This window comes from Plantactinospora sp. CNZ320 (assembly GCF_002846275.1).
Window position 1 is genome coordinate 476,888 of the sequence record NZ_PJMP01000001.1, and the last position, 20,587, is coordinate 497,474.

Consider the following 20,587-nt stretch of genomic DNA (forward strand, 5'->3'; position numbering starts at 1 on the left):
GGCCGAGCCGGCGTCGCTCGGCGGGTGGCCGATCGCCCCGCGGCGCCTGGCCCGGGGTGTCCGTCGGTCAACGGACCAACAGCGGCAGCATGTTCAGCGCGTTGAGCGCGGCGTGTAGCGCGAAGATGGCCCAGATGTTGCGGTGGCGGGCCCAGAGATAGCCGACGAGGACGCCGAATCCTCCGTTCCAGAAGAGCATCACCGCGATCGTCTGCCACAGTGGACCGTCGCCGACCCGGTGTACGTGCATCGCGGCGTAGAGCAGCGCGGCGCTGATGATCGCCGGCCAGCGGCCGTACAGCGCCTCCAGGCGGGTCTGCAACAGCACCCGGTAGAAGATCTCCTCGGCGAGACTCGCGGTGACGAAGGTCAGCAGTACGGCGGCGAGCAGGTAGCTCCGGTCGTACCGCAGGTAGCCCGACATGTCCTGACTGCCGGCGAGCGGGCTGTAGTAGAGCAGGTAGGCCCAGCCGACCAGGGCGGGCAGCGGGCCGAGCCAGTACCAGCGGGTCGGCAGGAGGCGTCGGTGTGCCCGGCCGCCCCGCCACTCCGTCGGCCAGAGCCTGAGCACCAGGGCGGCGCCGCCGAAGAAGAGGATGAGCTTGATCGGCGCGTACCAGATGCCGGGGTCGACGGCGAGCACCACGGCGGGGAGCAGCAGGGCGATCCCGACCAACCCGATCGCCTGCCGGCCGAGCGCGGGCCGCTCGGCGGCCCCGACGGCCGGCATCGCCGGTAGCCGGAGCGGGACGAGCCGGACCAGCAGCAGGCCGACCAGGGTGGCGGTGACGATCCCGACCAGCGTCTTGGCCGGCGCCTCTGGATCGGCGGAGGTGCGCACCTCCGTTCCGTCGAAGAGTGCCAGGGCCACGGGCGCGGCGATCACCAGCGCGAGGCCGGTGCCGGTGAGGATCCGTCTGGGCATGGTGCAAGCGTTCCGGCCGGCACGAGGGTTCTCCTCGACCGCGCTGACGATTCGTCGCTACATCCTTCGGGCCACCCACCGCCGTTCGGCCCGGAAATGTCGGAGGTGCCGACGACAATGTCGCGGACTCCGGTCCGGGTGATCCGACGCCGGCCCGGAGCCGTGGACGGTAACGGGCCCGGCGACTCCGGCCCGTGACATCATCGAGCGATCGTGACACGAGGGGGAAAGGCGATGGACGGCGCCACGGGGGAGAGTCATCCGGGCTGGCTACGCGGGCCACTGCGCCCGTTCCGCCACGGGCAGTACCAGCTCCTCGCCGGTGCCCTGACGATGTCGCTCCTCGCCGCCGGTGTGTGGATGATCGCCGTCGTCTGGCAGGTCATCGAGATGGACGGCGGCCCCGGTCACCTCTCCTTCGTCTCCGCCGCGATGGCTGTCGGCATGCTTGTCACCACGCTGCTCGGCGGGGTGCTGGCGGACCGCGTCCCACAGCGTCGCATCCTGCTGGCGGTGGCCGGGGGCCGGACGGTCGCGATCGGCCTGGTCTCGGTGCTGGCCGTGACCGACCAGTTGCGGCTGTGGCAGCTCGCGGCGGTGGCGCTGCTGATCGGGGTCGGAAACGGCTTCCACTTTCCGGCATATTCGGCACTGCTGCCGTCGATCCTGCCGCCCGAGGACCTGATGCCGGCCAACGGTGTCGAGGGGATGCTGCGGCCGACGATCATGCAGGCCGCCGGGCCCGCGCTGGCGAGCGTGCTGGTCGCCGCCTGGTCACCCGGTGCCGCGCTGCTGGTGGTGACGGCCCTGGAGGTCGTCGGTGTGGCGTTCCTGCTGGCGCTGCGTCCGGTGCCGCTGCGGCACGACCGGGCCGCGCCGGCCGCCCATCCGGTCCGCTCGACGCTCATCGACCTGCGTGACGGCTTCGCCTACATGGGCCGTACTCCCTGGCTGCTCGCCACGCTCCTGTACGCCTCCGTCCTGATCCTGTTGATCATGGGACCGATCGAGGTGCTGATCCCGTTCGTGATCAAGGATCAGGCCGGCGGTGGCCCCGGCGACCACGCCCTGGTGATGGCCGCGTTCGGCATCGGCGGCGCGATCGGCTCGCTGGGCATGGCCTCGTTCCGGATGCCCAGGCGTTACCTGACCATCATGAACCTGCTCTGGGGCCTGGGCTGCCTGCCGCTGGCGGTGGTCGGCTTCGCCGGTCAGGTCTGGCTGATCGCCGTGGCGGTCTTCGCCGTCGGGCTCTGCTTCTCCGCCCCGATGGTCATCTGGGGCACCCTGCTCCAGCGCCGCGTTCCGCCACACATGCTCGGTCGGGTCTCCAGCCTCGACTTCTTCGTCTCGCTTGTCTTCATGCCGCTGTCGATGGCCGTCGCCGGTCCGGTCAGCAACGGCATCGGGCTCGGCACGACATTCGCGCTCGCCGGCCTGCTGCCCGCCGTCTTCGCCGGGTTGGCGATCGTGCTGGCCCGGATGCCGAGGGACGAACTGGCGCACCCGCTCGACCTTCCCGCCGTCCCGGTCGAGGCGACGACCAAGATCCCGGCCGAGCCGGTGGACGAGGCGACCAAGACGGCCGAGCCGCTGGGCGCGGCGACCGGACCGGCCGAGCCGGTGGACGCGGCGACCGGGCCGACCGACCCCGTCATTCCGGAGCCGGTCGGCCGAGCCTGAGGCCGCCTCACCCGGACCAGACCCCGGTCTCGGCGGCACGCCGGGCAAAGTCGCGGAAATTCCGAGGCTCGCGGCCGAGTGCCCGCTGCACCCCGTCGGCGAGCGCGGCGTTGCGCCCGTCCAGCACCTCCACGAAGAGGTACGTCAACAGCGCGGCCACGTCCGACGGCAGCTTCTGCTCCGCCAGCATCGCGGCGTACTCCTCGACCGGGATCGTCCGGAACCGGATCTCCCGGCCGGTCGCCTCGGCGATCTCGGCGACGGCCTCGGCGAAGGTCAACAGTCGGGGCCCGGTCAGCTCGTAGAGCTGGCCCACGTGACCGTCCCCGGTCAGCGCCGCCTCGGCCACCTCGGCGATGTCGTCGGCGTCGACGAAGGGCTCTCCGACCTCACCGACCGGCAGCACGAGTTCGCCGTCGCGCAGCGGCGCCAGCATCTCGCCCTCGCTGAAGTTCTGGTTGAACCAGCTCGCCCGCAGGATCGTCCACTCCGCACCCGAGTCCTGGACGATCCGCTCGGCTCGCTGCGCCTCCTCCTCGCCCCGTCCGGAGAGCAGGATCAGTCGGCGTACGCCGCCGCGTACGGCGAGTTCGCTGAAGGACTCGACGGTCTCGGCAGCGCCCGGCACCGCGAGGTCCGGATAGAAGGAGAGGTAGGCGGCGGAGACCCCCTGGATCGCGTCCGCCCAGGTGGTCCGGTCCCACCAGTCGAACGGCGGCTGGCCGGAGCGGGACCCGATCCGGATCGGTACGCCCCGCGCGGTGAGCCGCTGCGCGACGCGCCGGCCGGTCTTGCCGGTACCGCCGAGGACCAGGGTCAGGGGTGTGCCTGTGGATTCGTTCTTCGTCATGCCGATCAGTCAACTCGGGCTGGCTGCGACTTCCCATAGCTGAGAATCGCAATTCCATGCGTCAGCGTCTAACCTGGCGGAGTGGACGCGCTGACTGGACTCCTCGACGGGCCACGGGCCCGGGGCGCCTTCCTGCTCCGGTCGGTGCTCGAACCACCCTGGTCGCTGCGGATTCAGGACCAGGCACCGCTGACCGTGGCGGTGATGGTCCGGGGCAGTGCGGTGGTGCTGCCCGACAACGGCGCCGCCCGGTCCCTGGAGCCGGGGGACGTGGCGGTGCTGCGCGGCCCGGATCCGTACACCGTCGCCGACGATCCGGCGACCGCGCCGCAGGTGATCATCCACCCCGGCCAGCGCTGCACGACCGCGCAGGGGGAGAGCCTGGGCCAGGCGATGGACCTGGGGGTCCGGACCTGGGGCAACCATCCGGACGGTTCGACGGTGCTGCTCACCGGCACCTACCAGTTGGACGGTGAGGTCGGGCGTCGACTCCTCGCCGCGCTGCCGCCGCTGCTGGTACTGCCCGAGCAGGGGCGACTGGGCCCGCTCGTACGGCTGATCGGCGACGAGATCGTCAAGGAGGAACCCGGCCAGGAGGCGATCCTGGACCGGCTCCTCGACCTGCTGCTGGTCACGGCCCTGCGGACCTGGTTCGCCCGGACCGAGGCGCAGGCGCCGGGCTGGTACCGGGCGTACGCCGATCCGGTGGTGGGGCGGGCGTTGCGGTCGCTGCACCACAACCCGGCGCATCCATGGACGGTGGCGTCACTGGCCGCCGAGACCGGAGTCTCCCGGGCCGGGCTGTCCCGCAGGTTCACCGAGTTGGTCGGCGAACCGCCGATGGCGTACCTGACCGGCTGGCGGCTGGCGCTCGCCGCCGACCTGCTGCGGGAGCCGGACAGCACCGTCGCCTCGGTGGCCCGACGGGTCGGCTACGGCAGCCCGTTCGCACTGAGCACGGCCTTCAAGCGGGAACGGGGCGTCAGCCCGCACCAGTACCGGGTCGGCGCCTCGGCCGGGTAGCGGACGGGTGGCGACCCGGCTGGCCGGTACCACCACACCGGGCCGGTACGCCGGTGCCGGCCGGCGGTCAGCGCTCGTCGAGCTGGTCCTCGAACGGATCGTGACCGAGGAGTTGGAGGAACGCCTCCCGGACGTCGATCCGGGTCGGCTCGCCGCGCGCGGCCCGGTCCCGCAGATGCTGGAACAGCGGCGTCAACCGGCGGATCTCGTCCGCCGAGACGACCACCACCAGCGGGGAGAGCTGCTCCGCACGGTCGACCTCGATGCTGACGAGGCCGGACGCGGGGATCGCCGAGAACCGGAACGGGCCGAGCCGGTCCACCGTCACCGCAGGGGCACCGGTGCCGATTCCGGTGCGCGCGGCCCGCAGTGCGGCGATCCGCTCGAGCTGGTACCGGGCCAGTTCCCGGAGCGTCGTGGACTTCTCCGGGTTGTCCCGGATCGCACGTAGCCGACGCTCGACGTCGTCGAGTTCGGCCGAACCGTCGTCTTCCCGCGAGCCTCGCATGGCGCGAAGGTTATCGATCCGCCAGCCGTGGCAGTCGCACACGAGGTGCGAAGCCGACCGGATGGGCAATCGTTTGTCCAGGCAGTGCCGCGACCGCGGAACGGCCGGCGGCCCGCTGCCGGGGCTAGAGCGCCGCGACGATGCGGTCGGCGGTGATCGGCAGGTCGCGTACCCGGACCGAGAGCGCGTCCGCGACGGCGTTGGCGATGGCCGCCGCCGTCGGGCCCTGGGCCGCCTCGCCGGCGCCGACCGACGGCTCCGTCGGGCGATCCATCAGGTGTACGTCGACCTGCGGCACCTCGCCGAACCGCAGGATCGGATAGCTCTCCCAGTCGGCACTGGTGACCCGCCAGCGGTCGAACCGGACCCGTTCCCTGAGCGTCCAACTGGTCGCCTGCACGGCGCCGCCCTCGACCTGGTTGCGGACCCCGTCCGGGTTGACCACCCGCCCCACGTCGACGACGAGAGTCAGCCGGCGTACCCGTACCTCGTGCCGGGCCTCCACCACCGCCAGTACCGCGCAGTACGCACCCCGGTCCTTGTAGCGGGCGAAGCCGATGCCGTGGCCGACGCTCTCCTCGGTACCGCGTCGCCGCCACCCGCCGAGTTCGGCAGCGGTCGAGACCACCTCCCGGGCCCGGGGGTCGGCGAGCTGCGCCAGCCGGTACGCCACCGGGTCCGTTCCGGCGGCCAGCGCCAGCTCGTCCATGAAGGACTCGATCGCGAAGACGTTCGTGAACGCGCCGAGTGAGCGCAGCGACGAGGAGCGCAGCACGGTCCGCAGCGCCCGGTGGCCGTGGACTCGGCGCTCCGGGAAGGTGTAGATCGGCCAGGCGTTGCGGGTGGTCCCGCCACCCCCCCAGGCCGGCGGGTCGACCGCGGATGGCGTCGGGCGGGACCGGTCCCGGTGTGTGTCGGCGAGCAGGCCGGGGCTGCCGGCGTAACCGGGTCGGGCCGTGTGCCCCTGGCTCCACACGTCGTACGACCAGGTCAGCACCGTACCGTCGGCGCCGACGCCGGCCTCGACCTCGGCCACCATCGCCGAGCCGAACGGTGCCCAGGTCAGCTCGTCGCGGCGGCTCCACCGCACGTGTACGGGTCGGCCGGGAACCGCCCGGGCCAGCAGTACGGCGTCGAAGGCGGCGTCGTCCGCACCGTTGTGCCCGTAGCTGCCCGCGCTCTCGACGTGCCGCACGTCGACCCGGTCGGCATCGAGTCCGAGGGCCGCGCCGATCGCCCGACCCAACGCGTGGATGCCCTGGCTGTGGCTCCAGACCGAGACCGTCGTGCCGTCCTCGGCCCAGCGGGCGGCACCGCAGCTCGGCGCCATCGACGCGTGGGCCAGGAACGGTCGGCTGTAACTCGCCCGCAGCCGCCGGACGACGGCCGCACCGGCACGCTCGACGGTCGCACCGGCAGGCTCGGCGGCTGTGCCGGCACGCCCGACCGGGTCGGCAGGCTCGGTCGCGACGATGGCAGGCTCGGTCGCCGCACCGGCCGGCTCGACGGTCACACCGGCACTCTCGGCCGGTGCGGCCGGCCGGGCAGCGGCGCCGGGCTCGGGTACCGGGATCGACTCGGCCGGGCCCTCCCGGAGGAGGTTGGAGATGTCGTCCTCGTCCGGCAGGGTCGGCTCCTCGTGCCAGCGCGCTCCGGCGGCGAGTGCCGAGGCGGCGCGCTCGGCGTTCTCCTCGCCCTCGGCGACCACACCGAGGAAGTCGCCGTCCCGGATCACCGCCTGCACCCCGGGCAGCGTCCGAGCGGCGGCGGTGTCGACGTCGAGCAGGGTCGCCGCCGGTGACGGCGGCCGGACCACCCGGCCGGAGAGCTGACCGGGCAGTGCCAGGTCCTGGATGAAGCGCGGCCGGCCGGCGAGCTTGTCGGGCAGGTCCAGCCGGGGCACGCTGGTGCCGACCCAGCGGGCCTGCCGCGCCGGCTTCGGGCGGACCGCTCCGGTCGCCTCGCGGTCCAGGTCGACCCGCTCGGCCAGCTCGCCGTAGCAGGTGCGTCGCACACCGGCCGCGTCGCTGATCACACCATTGTGGACCGTGACGGTCTCCGGATCGAGGGGCAGGCTCAGCACCGCCTCGGCGACGAAGAGTGCCCGTACCTCGGCACAGACCTGACGGACCGCGGCGCCGGAGTCGGCGACGGAGAGGCTGCCGGCGGTGAGTCCCTCGTCGGGCCCCTCGGCGGTGCTTGCCGCCGCCATCCGGACGGCGCCGAGGTCGACGTCGAGTTCGTCGGCGGCGATCTGGGCCAGCGCGGTGAGGATGCCCTGCCCGAGTTCGACCTTGCCGACCCGGACCGTGACGGTGCCGTCCCGGTGCACGGTGACCCAGCGGGCGAGCCGTGGATTGGCCAGCACCCATCGGGGCAGCGGTGGCAGGTCGGGGCCGCGCTCCGGCGTGTCGGCGCTCACCGCTCGGCCCCCGCTCCCGGCACCCCCGCGCCGTCCACCTCGGACCGTGCGGCCCGGACCACGGCCCGGATCATCCGCCGCTGGGCGCCGCAGCGGCACAGGTGCCGGTCGAGCGCGGCGGCCACCGTCGACTCGTCCGGCCTCGGCTCGCGGGCGAGCAGTGCCGCCGCGCTGACCAGGATCCCCGAGAGGCAGTAGCCGCACTGTGCGGCCTGCTCGTCGAGGAACGCCCGCTGGACCGGGTGCGGTACGTCGCCGTCGGCCAGCCCTTCGACCGTGGTGACCATCCTGCCGGCGACCGACCAGAGCGGGGTGTCGCAGGAGGGCGCGGGTCGGCCGTCCAACAGTACGAAGCAGGCACCGCAGTGGCCCTCGCCACAGCCGAACCGGGAACCCTTGAGGTCGAGCAGTTCGCGCAGTACGTGCAGCAGGGAGCTGTCGGCGTCGGCGTCGACCCTCCGCCGCTCGCCGTTGATCGTCAACTCGAATGTCTGTTCCATGTCCCAGGCTTCCCGGCTGTCCCGCACCGCCCCGGGACGATGATCCACAATCGGTCGCAGCAGCCTCGCCTACGTCGGGGCGGACGTCAACCCGCCGGCCGCCGGGCCGGTCACGGTCGCGCGCCGGAACCGCTCGCTCCACTCGCTGAGCTGCTCGGTCAGCTCGGGCGGGGAGAGCACCTCGAACTCCGCGCCGAGCGAGCCGAGCGCCATCACTGGCCAGTCCAGGGTGTCGGTGGTCATCAGCATCCGGCAGCGCCGCTCGTCGACGTACTCGATGGTGGCCCAGCGGGACAGCCGCTCCTGCACGACGGCAAGCGGTGCCTCGATGACCACCTCGACCCGGTACGGCGCGGGCAGGTTCTCGATGCCGGCCCGGACGAAGCTGGCGGCGTCCTCGGCCGGAAGCTGCCGGGGGTGGAACCGGGCTCCGGTGCCGCGCGGGTCGTGCAACCGGTCGAGCCGGAAGCTGCGCCAGTCGTGCCGGGTCAGGTCGTAGCCGACCAGATACCAGCGCCGGCCGAGCGAGACCAGCCGGTACGGCTCGACGTGCCGTTCGGTCCGCTGCCCGGTCCGGGCGGTGTAGCCGAAGTGCAGCCGCTCGGTGTCCCGGCACGCCTGGGCGACGGTGGTGAGGACCGCCGCCTCGACCGTCGGCCCGCCGTCACCCCAGAACGCCGGTACGGTCATCGCGCGCAGTGCGTCGACCCGGCGCCGCAACCGGGCCGGCATCACCTGTACGACCTTGGTGAACGCCCTGATCGACGACTCCTGGATGCCGGCGACCGCACCGTGCGCGGCGGCCTGCAACCCGACCGCGAGCGCGACCGCCTCCTCGTCGTCGACCACCAGGGGCGGCAGGGCGGCGCCCGGGGCGAGCTGGTAGCCGCCGTCCACGCCACGGTGTGCCTCGACCGGATAGCCGAGTTCGCGCAGCCGGTCGACGTCGCGGCGCAGGGTACGGGCGGAGACGCCGAGCCGGTCGGCGAGTTCGGTGCCGCCCCAGTAGCGGTGGGTCTGCAACAGGGAGAGCAGGCGGAGGGTTCGGGAGCTGGTGTTCGCCATGCCGACGAGTCTGCCCGAGATTGAGGTCAGAAAGTGGCCGCTATCGCGCCTAGCGTTCCGGGCATGACAGATACGATCCTCCGACCGGGGGAGCAGCCGATGATCGACGCTCGCGCGCTCACCCGGCACTTCGTCGTGAGCAGCACGAAGACCGTGCACGCCGTCCGGGGCGTCAACCTGCGGATCGAACCAGGTGAACTGGTCGCGCTGCTCGGCCCCAACGGCGCCGGCAAGACGACCACGATGCGGATGCTCACCACGCTCATCGCACCGACCTCGGGCACCGCCACCGTCGCCGGCCACGACGTGGTACGCGAACCGGGCAGGGTCCGCCAGCACATCGGGTACGTCGGACAGGGCAACGGAGCCGGGCACAGCCAGCGGGTCCGCGACGAGTTGCGTACCCAGGGCGTGATCTACGGCATGGACCGGCGTGCCGCCCGGCGGCGGGCCGACGAGCTGCTGGACAACCTCGACCTCGTCGATCTCGCCGACCGGAAGGTCTCGGCGCTCTCCGGCGGGCAGCGGCGCCGGCTGGACGTGGCGATGGGGCTGGTGCACGCGCCGTCCCTGCTCTTCCTCGACGAGCCCTCCACCGGGCTGGACCCGCAGAACCGGGCGAACCTCTGGGAGCACATCCTGCGGATGCGCGCCGAGGCGGCGATGACGGTGCTGCTCACCACGCACTACCTCGACGAGGCGGACTCGATGGCCGAGCGGGTGGTGATCGTCGACAACGGTGAGATCATCGCCGACGATTCGGCGGCGGCGCTGAAGGCGAAGCTGGCCGGGGACCGGATCGTGGTCACCGTCGCCGGTGACTCCGACGCCCGCCCGCTGGCCCGGCTCGTCGACCGGCTGCCCGGCGCCCGGGACGTGGTCTGCGCCGGCTCCCGGGTCGAGGCACACGTCGCCGACGGACCGGCGGCGCTGCCGGAACTGCTCCGGGCCGCGGTCACCGCAGGGGTACCGGTCGGCACCGCCCAGGCGTACCAGCCCACCCTCGACGACGTCTTCCTGACCCTCACCGGCCGCAGCCTGCGCGAGGCCGGACAGGACAGCTCGACCGCGCAGCAGAGCCCGCAGGATTCGCAGACTCGGAAGGACCTTTCATGACCACCATCGGTGCCACCGTCTCCTCGCCGACCCCGGTCCCGGCCGGGCGCCGGAGCGGGCCGGTCAGCCTGCTCCGGGACACCGGCATCGTGCTGGCCCGGGAACTTCGTCCGCTGCGGCACGATCCGTTCTCGCTCATCTTCGGCATGGTGCAGCCGCTGTTCTTCCTCGCCCTGTTCGGGCCGCTGCTGGTCGGCTCGCTCGGCGCCCAGGCCGGTACGACGCTCGGCACCGATGGTGTCTGGCAGTGGTTCGTACCGGCCATCCTGGTGATGACCGCCCTGTTCGGCACCTCCACCACCGGGGCGAACCTGCTCTTCGAGTTCCAGACCGGTGCGCACGAGCGGATGCTGGTCACCCCGTTGTCCCGCCCGTCGCTGCTGATCGGCCGCGCTCTGAAGGAAATGGTGCCACTGGCCGGGCAGGCGGCGATCATCGTCGCGGTGATGATCCCGTTCGGCTTCCGGCTCTATCCGGTCGGCGCGCTGGTCGGGTTGGCGCTGCTCGCGGTCTTCGGCGTCGGGCTGGGCGCGCTGAGTTACTCGCTGGCGATCGCCGTACGCAAGCAGGACTGGATGTTCTGGGCCGTACAGCAGACCCTGATCTTCCCGCTGATGCTGCTCTCCGGGATCCTGTTGCCGCTGGAGACCGGCCCGGCGTGGATGCGGGTCGCCGCGCACTTCAACCCGTTGGCCTATCTCGTCGACGCCGAGCGCGCGCTCTTCGCCGGTGACATCGGCTCCTCGACCGTGCTCTGGGGTTGGGTCGCGGCGCTGGTCACCGCGACGGTCGGCCTGACCGTCGGGGTACGGGCGATGGCCCGCAGCGCCGACTGAGCACGGTGCCCGGGCCGGGGCGGGTACGCCTGTCACGCCGCCCCGCCCCGGCGCCGTCACCACTGTGGACGGTCGTACCGCCGCCGCCCGCCCGGAGGTCCCCGCGCCGCCGTCCCGGAAGTTGATCGGGCGGCGGAAAATGTCGCCGCGCCGGTCTATCTTCTCGGGGCAACGAACGAGAGGGGCGCGGGTCTTGGGAACGATCGAGGTCGGATGGGAGCGGCACAGCGTCGCCCGGGTGCTGCCGGCGGTGCGGCCCCGCAAGCTGGCGAAGGTCCCCTTCGTCGAGTTGGCGGACGGCCGGTTGCAGGGTGTCGTGTCGAGTGGTTCGGACATCGAGCGGGTCTACGTCTCGTCGATCGCCGCCGGCAGCCACGGCTTCAACTGCAGCACCAACAACAACCGCCCGTGCGGCGGGTTGCGTGGTGCGCCCTGCAAGCACCTGTACGCGCTGCTCGACGAGGCCACCGTGCAGTACGGCGTGGAGCGGGTCGCCAGTTACCTGCGGATCGACGTGGCCGACGGCGCGTCCTCCGGCGCAGACCTGGCGGCCCGGCTGAACGGCGCGCACGAGCCGACTCCGGCGGCAGTGGTCTTCAGCCGGTTCCTCCGGCACCTGGCCTATCTGGAGCTGCCGGGCAGCACCGAGCCGCTGCCCGAACTGCACTGGTTTCCGGCGACGGGGACGGCCGCCTGATGCTCCCCACCCAACTGGCCGGGCTCGCCACCGTCGAGCCCGGCATCGAGGAGGCGCTCGACCTGGTCGGCGGCTTCGACGACGGTTTCAGCCACGGGTTCGCCCGGCTGGGTGAGCGGCCCCGGGCGGCGCTTGCCGAGCTGGCCGACGCCCTCGCGGTGACGCCACTGGGTGAGCGGGTCCGGGAGGCCGTGGAGAAGGTGGTCGCGGGTTCGCTCGCCGACGAGCACCTGACCGCGCTGGCCGGCGGCCGGGCCGCGCTGCTCGGTGCGGTGCACGACGCGTTGCTCGCCGGGCTGGACACCGCGGTCGGCCGCTCCCGCGCCGACTGGGTGGCACCCGCGCCGGCGGTGGCAGCCGGGGCCGTGCCGGAGAACGTGCTGGCCGGGTGCCGGTCGTGGCTGCGCGAGCTGGCCATCGCCGGCTGGCGCGGCGTTGACCACGATCTCGTCGCCGCCTCGGCACCGACCATCGACGCGGCGCTTGCCGTGCCGGCACTGCGCCGCCTGGCGGTACTCCTCGACGGGCTGGCGGCGGAGCTGCGCGGCTGTTGTCCGGTGTCGACAATGGACCAGCTGCCGGCCCGGCGCTGGGCCGACCTGTGGACCCGGGCCATGCTGCTGGCCCAGCCCGGTGGCCTGCCGGACGGGCCGGCCGCCGCCACCCCGGTCTCCGGGCGACTGCTGCCACTCGGTGCAGACGTGCACGAGCACGGCACCGCGATCCAGGTGCAGGTGCACGCCGTACTCGAACCGGCCGGTGCCGCGCCGGCCCGGCTGGTCCGGGCGAGCGTCTCGGCCGCGAAGGTGGAGACCATCGTCGGTCCGGCGGTCTGGCGACTGCTCGGCAGCCACCCCGTGCTGCTCGGCGCGCTCGCCCAGCGGCACGCCGTGGAGATCACCGATCTGCCGCTGCTGCCTGGTGGCGACCTGCTCTGGCACGACGACCGGGCCCGGCCGGCCGAGCCGGCCGATCCGTTCGCCACCGCCCGGCTCCGGCTGACCGAGGCGGTCGCCGCGGCGGTCCCGCCACTCGACCGCCATCCGGTACGCATCGCCGAGCCCGTCCTGCTGGAGGGCTACTCCGCCACCGCCGACGACCGGGGCGGCATCACCCTGCAACTCGACGGGCAGGCCCTGCCGGTCGACGTGTCCCGGCTGCCGAGCTGCGCGCCGCTGACCCCGGAGCTGGTCGCCAGGTCGTCGGCCTGTCTCGGCCTGCTCCGCTGGGACGCCGGCCGCTGGCTGCTGCAACCGCTCGCCGTGCGGCACACCTCGAAACGCGTGACGGCGGAGGCACACACCGGCGACTGGGCGCTCGGCCCCACCGATCCCAAGGTGGTCAAGGCGGAGGCGAAGTCCGGAGACGCGGTGGCCGTACTCCGCGAGCGGGCGGGACGGTTGCTGCGGCGATGAGCGAGCAGAGCGCGGAGTCGAGTGACCGTACCCGAATGCACGAGAACCGGCGGCAGGTGCTCTACTGGCGCCTGCTGGCCCGGCTCTTCGACGCCGACGAGCAGCCGGCGCTGGAGTCGGCGAGCGTGGCGATCGTCGACGACCTCGACCTGCCGGCGGCGTTGCTGGACCCGACGGTCTCGGTCGACACCATCGTGCAGCGCTTCCCGGAGCTCGCCGCCGACCTGCGGGACCTGATGACCCCGCCGCCCGCCGAGGAGGAGCCCAGCGGCGCTGCGGCGTCGCCCGGCGGGCCGGACGAGCAGGTCGGCCGGGCCGAGGTACGCCGGGCCGCCCTGGTGTCGAAACTGCTGCTCAACGTCTTCGCGACCGGCTCCGGCAACGTCACCGCCAACCAGCTGGCCCGCTGGCAGGCCGACGCCGGCTGGTTCGAGCAGGCACTCGGGTTGGAACCGGGGCAGTTGCGCAGCGGCCGGCCCGGCGCCACCGGCGGGCCCGGCGTCGGGAACCAGCCCGGCAACGGTGAGCTGGCCGGCGTGCTCGCCGGGATCGAGGGCGACCTGGTGCGCCGGATGCAACTGCGCGAGGTGCTCGGCAACAGCGCACTGGCCAGCAAACTGACCCCGAGCATGTCCCTGATCGAGCAACTGCTCCGGGACAAGCACAACCTGTCGGGCGTGGCGCTGGCGAACGCCAAGGCACTGATCCGGCGCTTCGTCGACGAGGTCGCCGAGGTGCTGCGTACCCAGGTGCAGCAGACAAGCGTCGGTGCCATCGACCGTTCGGTGCCGCCGAAGCGGGTGTTCCGCAACCTCGACCTGGAACGCACCATCTGGAAGAACCTCACCAACTGGAACCCGGAGGACCAGCGGCTCTACGTCGACCGGCTCTACTACCGGCAGACCGCCCGGCGCACCACCCCGGCCCGGTTGATCGTGGTGGTCGACCAGTCCGGATCGATGGTCGACGCGATGGTGAACTGCACCATCCTGGCCTCGATCTTCGCCGGGCTGCCCCGGGTCGACGTGCACCTGGTGGCGTACGACACCCGGGCGCTGGACCTGACGCCGTGGGTGCACGACCCCTTCGAGGTGCTGCTGCGCACCAAGCTGGGCGGCGGGACGGACGGCACCTCCGCGCTCACCCTGGTACGCCCGAAGATCGCCGAGCCGCGCAACACCGTACTGGTCTGGATCTCGGACTACTACGAGGCGAATCCGCAGGGCGTCTTCGACGGGCTGGCGACGGCCCACCGCAGCGGAGTACGTGTGATCCCGGTCGGCTCGGTGAACAGCGGCGGCCAGCAGAGCGTGAACCCGTGGTTCCGCCAGCGCTTCAAGGATCTCGGTGCGCCGGTCCTCTCCGGACACATCCGCAAGCTCGTCTTCGAACTCAAGAACTTCCTCAGCTAGGAGACCCACCGAATGACCGACATGTTGCGTGCCCCCGCCGAGGTGAAGTACGCCGAGGAACTCGACTGGCTGGAGTCGGTAGACGACGGCCCCAAGCCGTTCTCCTGGCGGCTCAGCCCGCGGATGGTCCGGCTCTTCGTGCTCGGCTCCGAGCGCGCCGACGGCCTCGACCGGGAGATCTCGCAGAAGTGGTTCGGCGACCGGAGTTTCGTCGAGCGCAGCATCGTGACCCTGGCGTCGGACCGGGGCCTGCTGCTGATCGGTGACCCCGGCACCGGCAAGAGCTGGCTCGCCGAGCTGCTCGCCGCCGCGATCTGCCGCAACTCCACCCTGGTGGTGCAGGGCACCGCCGGCACCACCGAGGACCACATCAAATACTCGTGGAACGTCTCGATGGTGATCGCCCGGGGCCAGTCCCGGGACTCGATGATCCCGTCGCCGATCATGACGGCGATGGAGCAGGGGGTGATCGGGCGCTTCGAGGAGCTGACCCGGTCGACAAGCGACGTGCAGGACGCGCTGATCTCCATCCTCTCCGAGAAGTACGTCTCCATTCCGGAGCTGGACGACGACAACATCGTCTTCGCCCAACCGGGCTTCTCGATCATCGCCACCGCCAACAGCCGGGACCGGGGGGTTAACGACCTCTCCTCGGCACTGAAGCGCCGGTTCAACTTCGTCCGCATCCCGGTGGTGACGAACAAGCGCAGCGAGGCGGAGATCGTGCGGTTCCGTACCACCGAACTGCTGCGCCGGCACCGAATCGAGCTGGACGTGCCGCCGACGCTGCTGGACATCCTGTTGCAGAGCTTCGCCGACCTGCGCGCGGCGGCGGCCGCGGCCGGCAGCGACGACGAGAAGCTGGAGTCGGCGCTCTCCACCGCCGAACAGATCGGTGTGCTGGAGGACGCGATCCTGCACAGCCACTTCTTCGGCGACCGGACCCTGCGGGCCGCCACGCTCGCCGGCTCGCTCGTCGGTTCGCTGGCCCGGCGTGCCCCGGAGGACCTGGCGATCCTGAACAAGTACTGGCACGGCGTGGTCGAGCCGCGCAGCAAGTCCGACGGCGGGTCCTGGCCGGAGTTCCTCGAAGGCGGTCGCGAGGCGATCGCGACGTTGTCGTGAGCGGCGGCGTATCCGTCCCGCCGGACCGGTCGGCGGGCACCTTCGCCCCGCTGCGCGCCCAACTGGAGGCGGCGGCGACCACCTTCGCCGGTGGTCCGGACGCGGTGGCCGAGATCCTCACCGGGATCGTCGACGACGTCGACCGGGCACTGGGGGAGGAGCTGGAGATCTTCCCGGTCTGCCACCACTCGCCCGCCTCGGCGCTGGCGATGGCCCGCCGGCTGCGGGAGAAGCAGCCCAGCGTCATCTACCTGGAACTCTGCGAGGACCTGCGACCGCTGCTGGAGGAGCTGCGCAACTGCCGGCTGCCGGTGGCGTTGCAGGCGTTCGCCTCCGACCTCGACGGGTTCCCGCCGGCCTGGGCACCGCTCAACATCGTCGCCCCGATCAGCGAGGCGTCGGCGGAATACCAGGCCATCGCGTACGCGCTGGACACCCCGGGCGTCGAACTGGTCCTGGTGGACCGGTCGGCGGACCACGTCTTCCAGTGGACGTCGACGGAGTCGGCGGAACCGGCCGCTGCCACCGTGCCGGAGTCCGGCGAGGAGGAGGACGCCCCGGACGACTCCGGCGGGCAGCCGGCGGAGGAGGCGGCGCTGCACGGGGAGGCGGTCGGGATCGGCATCGGCGACCTGCGTCCCCGGTTCGCCGAACTCCGCTCCCACCTGCTGCACCACGGGCGGGTGCGGCACTGGTCGGAATGGTGGGACCAGTACGTCGAGCAGCCGCTCGCCGACGCCGACTACGACACGTACCGGCAGGTGATGGTGCTGATCGGCAGCCTGTTCCGGCGACTGCGCCCACCCGCCGGCACCGGGGACGACGACCGGGACTGCGACCGTGAGCGCTACATGTGGACCCGGATGCGCCAGCACATGGCCGCCACCGGCGTCGACCGGTCCCGCTGCCTCTACGTCTGCGGTGCCTTCCACGCGGCCAGCCCGGTCGAGGAGTTCGGCACCGCACCCGGCACACCCGACTGGGAGATCAGCCCGCGCACCGGCACCCGTTGGCTGTACGGGCTCATCCCGTCCAGCCACTCGGCGATCGAGCGGCAGTTCGACCTCGCTCCCGGGTCGGTGTCGATCGCCCAGGCCGGCTGGGCGAAGGCGGTCGGCCGGGGCGGCGTCACGCCGTACCAGCTGACCGGGCAGCAGGCGGGCCGCAAGCGAGGCAGGGCGAAGAAGCAGGTTCCGGCAGCGGCGGCACCGGCACCGGTGACCGACCGGCTCTCCGGCTTCCTCTCCCGGCCGCCGGTGCTGGACGACGTCGACGAGGCGGAGCTGCTCGGCTGGTGCGTCGACATCGTGCGACTGGCCCGGCGCAACGGCTATCTGGCGAGTACCGCCGACGCGATAGCGGTCTTCGAGACCTCGATCCTGCTGGCCGGGATTCGCAACCGGGCCCGGCCGACGCCCTACGACTTCGCGGACGCGGCGGTCACCTGTATCGAGAAGGACGTCGTCCCCGGCCGGCGGGACGTACGCCGGCTCTGCGACATCCTGCTCGGCGGTGACCGGATCGGCCAGGTCGGCTACGACGCCCTGCCGCCGCTGGCCCGGGACGTCTTCGACCGGCTCGCGCCGCTGGGGCTCGCCCTGGAGACCCGTACGATCCAGCGTGCCCTGCTCGACCTGACCACCCGTGCGGAGCTGGCGCCCTGCTCGGACCTGCTCTGGGTGCTGCACCGCCTGCTGCCCGACGGCGTCGTCCGGCCGATCATGGGGGAGCGGCGGCTCGGTGAACGGTCCATCCAGGAGAGCTGGGATCTGGGGCTGGGCCGGCACCAGCGCGCGGTGATCGAGCTGGGCTACGAGGGGATCACCGTCGAGCAGGTGTTGGAGAAGCGGCTGCGTCGCGTGGTCTGGGCCCCTGACGCCACCGCCTCGGCCGCGCTGGCTGCGGTGGAGGACGCGATCCTGTTCCTGCCCAGCCGGCGATTCGCCGACGAACTCGGCAGCCGGGCCGTCGAGCTGCTCTCCGCCGAGCGCACCGTCGACGAGGCACCCGAGGTGCTGCGCCGGATCCGTCGGCTGCTGGCGCACTACCGCAACACCGAGCCGGAGCTGCCGGCCTGGTGCGAGAGTTTCGTGACGACCGGGTACGCGCACTACTGCACCCTGCTGCCGACCGCGTTCACCGACGACGAGACCGGGGTACGCCAGGTCGGGGCGATGCTCGGCTTCCTCTTCTCCATGGAGAGCCTGGCGCTCTCCCTCGGCTGTGACCGTGCCCAACTGGAGTTGGCGGTGCGCCAGTCGCACCCGGAGGCCCCGGCGAAGGTGGCACTGCTCTGGGCCGCACAGTCCCAGTTGGGGTTGCTGTCGGTGGCACAGCTCCGGTCCCGCTGCGTCGAACTGCTGACGAACCCGCTCGTCGTGCCGGCGTTCCCGCACTATCTCAGCGGGTTCGTGCAGGCGCTGGAGCCGGTGCCGTCGCTGGCCGCGTTCGTCGTGGAGGTGATCTCCGAGGCGTTCGCCCGGCTGCCCGATCCGGTGCTGCTGCCCTGGCTGCCCAAGCTGATCACGACGCTGCGGCAGCAGGCCGGCGAACTCGTCCCGATGCTGGTCCGGGAGGCGGGCCGGACCTTCCCGGCCGGTCTCGCCACCCTCGACGCCTGGGTGCCGCCGTGGTCGCCCGACGCGCCCGCGCCGGACGTCGTGGCTGGTGGCCCGATGCCGTCGTCCGGACCCGTGGTCGGGTTGCTGCGGGCGCAACCGGCCACCTGCGACGCCGTCGCCGGACTGCTCGGCTGCGATGCCGGCTGGCAGCCGGCCGGGCCGCCCGGGGGTGGGTCAGCGTCGAGCGGGTCCGCCTCACTGCTGAGCGCCTATCCGGCGACCGCGTCCGCCGTCGTCGAGTTGCTCGCCGAGACGGCCGGCTGCCGGTGAACCGCGACCGGCTCACCGCGCCGGGGCTGCGGCGCGCACCGCCATAGCGGCGACGGCCGTCGGCCCGGGGACGACCGCCGTACCGGGGACGAGTGCCGGCCCGGGACGAGTGCCGGCCCGGGGACGCGCGTTGGCCCCGGGACGCGCGTTGGCCCGGGGATGAGCGTCGGGCCGGGGATGAGCGTCGGGCCGGCCGCGGCCGGGACCGGCGCGGTAGCCCGCTGCTGGAGGTGGCGTCCGTGGCGGGGCAGGGCGGACGTAGTCTTCGGCGGGTGAGGGAGATCGTGACCTATCTGGAGTTGACGTCTCCGGCCCAGTTCGTCCCCGCCGATCCGGTGCCTGGCCTGGCGCTGGAGCCACTGCACCGGGATTCGCCGCTGGTCGTCGAGTTGCAGGTCGAGATCGGTGCCCCGTACGGCTGGCCGTGCGCGCGCCGAACCCGGGACGACTGGACGGCCTGGTTCGCCCGGTACCCGGAACGGGTGTTCTGGCTGCTCTCCTTCGCCGGTGAGCCCGCCGGCCTGGTCGCCTACGATCTCCATCCCGGGGACGAGGTGGAGATCGAGACCTTCGGGCTGGTACCGAGGTTCGTCGGCCGGGGCCTGGGCGGGTACGCGTTGACGCTCGCGATCCAACGGGGCTGGGCACTTGCCTCCACTGTGGAACGGATCTGGCTGCACACCTCGTCGGTGGACCACCCGCACGCCCTGCCCAACTATCACCGCCGAGGCTTTCGCACCTTCAGGACAGAGGAGGGCGACCGCGGCTGAGCCGCCGACCAACGCCGAGCCGCCGCAGGGAACTCGTGGGCCGTCATGCTCTGCGGTGTCGAGGTGCAGTGACGTGGTTGCGGGTTCTCGGATCACCGTGGCAGTCAGAAATCGGCGAGGTTCGCACCTTTACCTCGTCCGTGGTTGAGGTCGCAGGATGGCGAGGGAGTGTCCCGCAAGGCGAGGAGCATGCACGTGAGCACGGATACCAGCTTCTATTCGATCATCGACTACACGGTCGACGGCCTCGGTACCCAACAGGAGTTGGTAGCGGCCTTCGCGGAGATTCAGGAGCGCTGGGTGCGTTTCTATCCCGGCTACCAGTCAGCCCGGTTTCACGTGAGCACCGACGGCGCGCGGGTGTACAACATCGTGCGGTGGGCCAGCGAGGCGGACTATCGCCACTTCGTGGAGACCTCGGACACCGAGGGCCGGATGGCCGCCATCCGAGAGGCCCTGGAGGGCCTGCCCGGCAGGGCCGAGGCGCGGATGAGTGAGGTGACCACCTACACCGTCGTCCGCGAGGTCGGCCCCGGACCGCAGCGTCTCGACGCCTGACCGACCCTGACCACGCCCCGGTGGGCGTCTCGGCCGGGTGGTACGGGCCGGGGGCGGACGCCGGGGCGCGCCAGCCGTTTCACGAAGGATATTGATGATAGTAGAGGTCTATGCCGATGTGTTGTGCCCGTGGTGCTACATCGGCAAGAGACGCCTGACCGCCGCGCTGGAGCACGTCGATCGGGACAGCGTGCAGGTCGTCTGGCGCAGCTTCGAACTGGCACCCGAGGAGAGCCGGACCCCCGGCCTTACCGCCGCGGCGGCGATGGCTGGTTGGTGGGGGGATCAGGCGCCGGCCCGGATAGCCACGATCGAGGCTCTGGGCGCTGCCGAGGGCCTGACCATCGACCTGCGTCGGGCCCGGCCGGTCAACACCTTCGACGCGCACCGACTGTGCCACCTCGCCGCTGACCGAGGCCGGGCGGACCAGATGATGGAGCAGCTGTTGCGCGCCTATCACACCGACGGACTCAACGTCGCCGACCCGCAGGTCCTGCAACGCCTCGGCGGTGAGGCAGGGCTCGCTGACGCCGACATCCGCGCTGTGCTGACCGGGGACGACTACGCCGCGGACGTCCGCGCCGACCGGCGCCGCGCGGTGCGACACGGCGTCACCGGCGTCCCCTCGTTGGTGATCGACGGCGGGCGCCCCGTCCCGGCCATCCAACCTCCCACCGAGCTTCGTCGGCTCCTGACGGTGGGGTAGCAGCGGACCCGGCCCGGCGAGTGAAGGTGAGGTAGCACGGACCTCGGCCCGGCGAGCGTTGATCGGAGGGCGTAGGTTCGTCACC

The 20,587-nt window shown here is 72.2% G+C and carries 18 protein-coding genes; 12 read left to right on the top strand and 6 right to left on the bottom strand.

Annotation, left to right across the window (positions count from 1 at the left end):
- Positions 1-67: 67 nt before the first annotated feature.
- On the bottom strand, positions 68-925 hold the full coding sequence (locus CLT71_RS01905; protein ID WP_101365562.1) for a CPBP family intramembrane glutamic endopeptidase: 858 nt from the start codon (positions 923-925) through the stop codon (positions 68-70).
- Positions 926-1,159: 234 nt separating this feature from the next.
- On the opposite strand from CLT71_RS01905, the gene CLT71_RS01910 reads away from it, so the two are divergent.
- Entirely contained in the window at positions 1,160-2,608 is a 1,449-nt protein-coding gene (locus CLT71_RS01910; RefSeq protein ID WP_101365563.1) for an MFS transporter, read from the top strand.
- Positions 2,609-2,615: 7 nt separating this feature from the next.
- Here CLT71_RS01910 and CLT71_RS01915 read toward each other — a convergent pair whose 3' ends face one another.
- Positions 2,616-3,458, bottom strand: a complete 843-nt coding sequence (locus CLT71_RS01915; protein WP_101365564.1) for a Rossmann-fold NAD(P)-binding domain-containing protein — start codon at positions 3,456-3,458, stop codon at positions 2,616-2,618.
- Between the two features lie 81 nt (positions 3,459-3,539).
- Here CLT71_RS01915 and CLT71_RS01920 point away from each other — a divergent pair, with 81 nt between their 5' ends.
- On the top strand, positions 3,540-4,481 hold the full coding sequence (locus tag CLT71_RS01920; RefSeq protein WP_101365565.1) for an AraC family transcriptional regulator: 942 nt from the start codon (positions 3,540-3,542) through the stop codon (positions 4,479-4,481).
- Between the two features lie 67 nt (positions 4,482-4,548).
- Here the strand turns inward: CLT71_RS01920 and CLT71_RS01925 are convergent, their stop codons facing one another.
- From CLT71_RS01925 to CLT71_RS01940, 4 genes are all read right to left on the bottom strand, one after another.
- Positions 4,549-4,989, bottom strand: a complete 441-nt coding sequence (locus CLT71_RS01925; RefSeq protein ID WP_101365566.1) for a hypothetical protein — start codon at positions 4,987-4,989, stop codon at positions 4,549-4,551.
- Between the two features lie 124 nt (positions 4,990-5,113).
- Positions 5,114-7,411, bottom strand: coding sequence for a xanthine dehydrogenase family protein molybdopterin-binding subunit (locus CLT71_RS01930; protein WP_486482987.1), 2,298 nt, complete (start codon positions 7,409-7,411; stop codon positions 5,114-5,116).
- Positions 7,408-7,911 carry a (2Fe-2S)-binding protein gene (locus CLT71_RS01935; RefSeq protein WP_101371059.1) on the bottom strand — a complete coding sequence of 168 codons (504 nt, stop codon included), beginning with the start codon at positions 7,909-7,911 and terminating at the stop codon, positions 7,408-7,410. The genes CLT71_RS01930 and CLT71_RS01935 overlap by 4 nt, the downstream gene beginning before the upstream one ends.
- A 69-nt stretch (positions 7,912-7,980) precedes the next feature.
- Entirely contained in the window at positions 7,981-8,976 is a 996-nt protein-coding gene (locus CLT71_RS01940) for a helix-turn-helix transcriptional regulator (protein WP_101365567.1), read from the bottom strand.
- Between the two features lie 63 nt (positions 8,977-9,039).
- Between CLT71_RS01940 and CLT71_RS01945 the strand changes: the two genes are divergently transcribed.
- From CLT71_RS01945 to CLT71_RS01990, 10 genes are all read left to right on the top strand, one after another.
- Positions 9,040-10,092, top strand: a complete 1,053-nt coding sequence (locus CLT71_RS01945; protein WP_486482988.1) for an ATP-binding cassette domain-containing protein — start codon at positions 9,040-9,042, stop codon at positions 10,090-10,092.
- Entirely contained in the window at positions 10,089-10,928 is an 840-nt protein-coding gene (locus CLT71_RS01950) for an ABC transporter permease (protein WP_101365569.1), read from the top strand. The genes CLT71_RS01945 and CLT71_RS01950 overlap by 4 nt, the downstream gene beginning before the upstream one ends.
- Before the next feature lie 193 nt (positions 10,929-11,121).
- Positions 11,122-11,625, top strand: a complete 504-nt coding sequence (locus CLT71_RS01955; RefSeq protein ID WP_101365570.1) for a hypothetical protein — start codon at positions 11,122-11,124, stop codon at positions 11,623-11,625.
- Positions 11,625-13,040: a hypothetical protein gene (locus CLT71_RS01960; RefSeq protein WP_101365571.1), complete on the top strand. Its 1,416-nt coding sequence runs from the start codon at positions 11,625-11,627 to the stop codon at positions 13,038-13,040. Before CLT71_RS01955 ends, CLT71_RS01960 begins: the two co-directional genes overlap by 1 nt.
- Positions 13,037-14,452: a vWA domain-containing protein gene (locus CLT71_RS01965; RefSeq protein WP_486482989.1), complete on the top strand. Its 1,416-nt coding sequence runs from the start codon at positions 13,037-13,039 to the stop codon at positions 14,450-14,452. The genes CLT71_RS01960 and CLT71_RS01965 overlap by 4 nt, the downstream gene beginning before the upstream one ends.
- Positions 14,453-14,464: 12 nt before the next feature.
- Positions 14,465-15,577: an ATP-binding protein gene (locus CLT71_RS01970; protein WP_101365572.1), complete on the top strand. Its 1,113-nt coding sequence runs from the start codon at positions 14,465-14,467 to the stop codon at positions 15,575-15,577.
- Positions 15,574-18,468, top strand: a complete 2,895-nt coding sequence (locus tag CLT71_RS01975; protein WP_101365573.1) for a DUF5682 family protein — start codon at positions 15,574-15,576, stop codon at positions 18,466-18,468. The genes CLT71_RS01970 and CLT71_RS01975 overlap by 4 nt, the downstream gene beginning before the upstream one ends.
- A 272-nt stretch (positions 18,469-18,740) precedes the next feature.
- Positions 18,741-19,238, top strand: a complete 498-nt coding sequence (locus tag CLT71_RS01980) for a GNAT family N-acetyltransferase (RefSeq protein ID WP_101365574.1) — start codon at positions 18,741-18,743, stop codon at positions 19,236-19,238.
- Between the two features lie 189 nt (positions 19,239-19,427).
- Complete coding sequence (locus tag CLT71_RS01985; protein ID WP_199187842.1) at positions 19,428-19,796, top strand: antibiotic biosynthesis monooxygenase; 369 nt, start codon at positions 19,428-19,430, stop codon at positions 19,794-19,796.
- A gap of 94 nt (positions 19,797-19,890) precedes the next feature.
- Positions 19,891-20,502 carry a DsbA family oxidoreductase gene (locus CLT71_RS01990; RefSeq protein WP_101365575.1) on the top strand — a complete coding sequence of 204 codons (612 nt, stop codon included), beginning with the start codon at positions 19,891-19,893 and terminating at the stop codon, positions 20,500-20,502.
- Positions 20,503-20,587: the final 85 nt, after the last annotated feature.

Coding starts and splice junctions, on each gene's coding strand:
- CLT71_RS01945 (WP_486482988.1), top strand. CDS start 9,040: ATGACAGATACGATCCTCCGACCGGGGGAGCAGCCGATGATCGACGCT.
- CLT71_RS01910 (WP_101365563.1), top strand. CDS start 1,160: ATGGACGGCGCCACGGGGGAGAGTCATCCGGGCTGGCTACGCGGGCCA.
- CLT71_RS01940 (WP_101365567.1), bottom strand. CDS start 8,976: ATGGCGAACACCAGCTCCCGAACCCTCCGCCTGCTCTCCCTGTTGCAG.
- CLT71_RS01970 (WP_101365572.1), top strand. CDS start 14,465: ATGACCGACATGTTGCGTGCCCCCGCCGAGGTGAAGTACGCCGAGGAA.
- CLT71_RS01990 (WP_101365575.1), top strand. CDS start 19,891: ATGATAGTAGAGGTCTATGCCGATGTGTTGTGCCCGTGGTGCTACATC.
- CLT71_RS01985 (WP_199187842.1), top strand. CDS start 19,428: ATGCACGTGAGCACGGATACCAGCTTCTATTCGATCATCGACTACACG.
- CLT71_RS01935 (WP_101371059.1), bottom strand. CDS start 7,911: ATGGAACAGACATTCGAGTTGACGATCAACGGCGAGCGGCGGAGGGTC.
- CLT71_RS01915 (WP_101365564.1), bottom strand. CDS start 3,458: ATGACGAAGAACGAATCCACAGGCACACCCCTGACCCTGGTCCTCGGC.
- CLT71_RS01965 (WP_486482989.1), top strand. CDS start 13,037: ATGAGCGAGCAGAGCGCGGAGTCGAGTGACCGTACCCGAATGCACGAG.
- CLT71_RS01960 (WP_101365571.1), top strand. CDS start 11,625: ATGCTCCCCACCCAACTGGCCGGGCTCGCCACCGTCGAGCCCGGCATC.
- CLT71_RS01905 (WP_101365562.1), bottom strand. CDS start 925: ATGCCCAGACGGATCCTCACCGGCACCGGCCTCGCGCTGGTGATCGCC.
- CLT71_RS01925 (WP_101365566.1), bottom strand. CDS start 4,989: ATGCGAGGCTCGCGGGAAGACGACGGTTCGGCCGAACTCGACGACGTC.
- CLT71_RS01950 (WP_101365569.1), top strand. CDS start 10,089: ATGACCACCATCGGTGCCACCGTCTCCTCGCCGACCCCGGTCCCGGCC.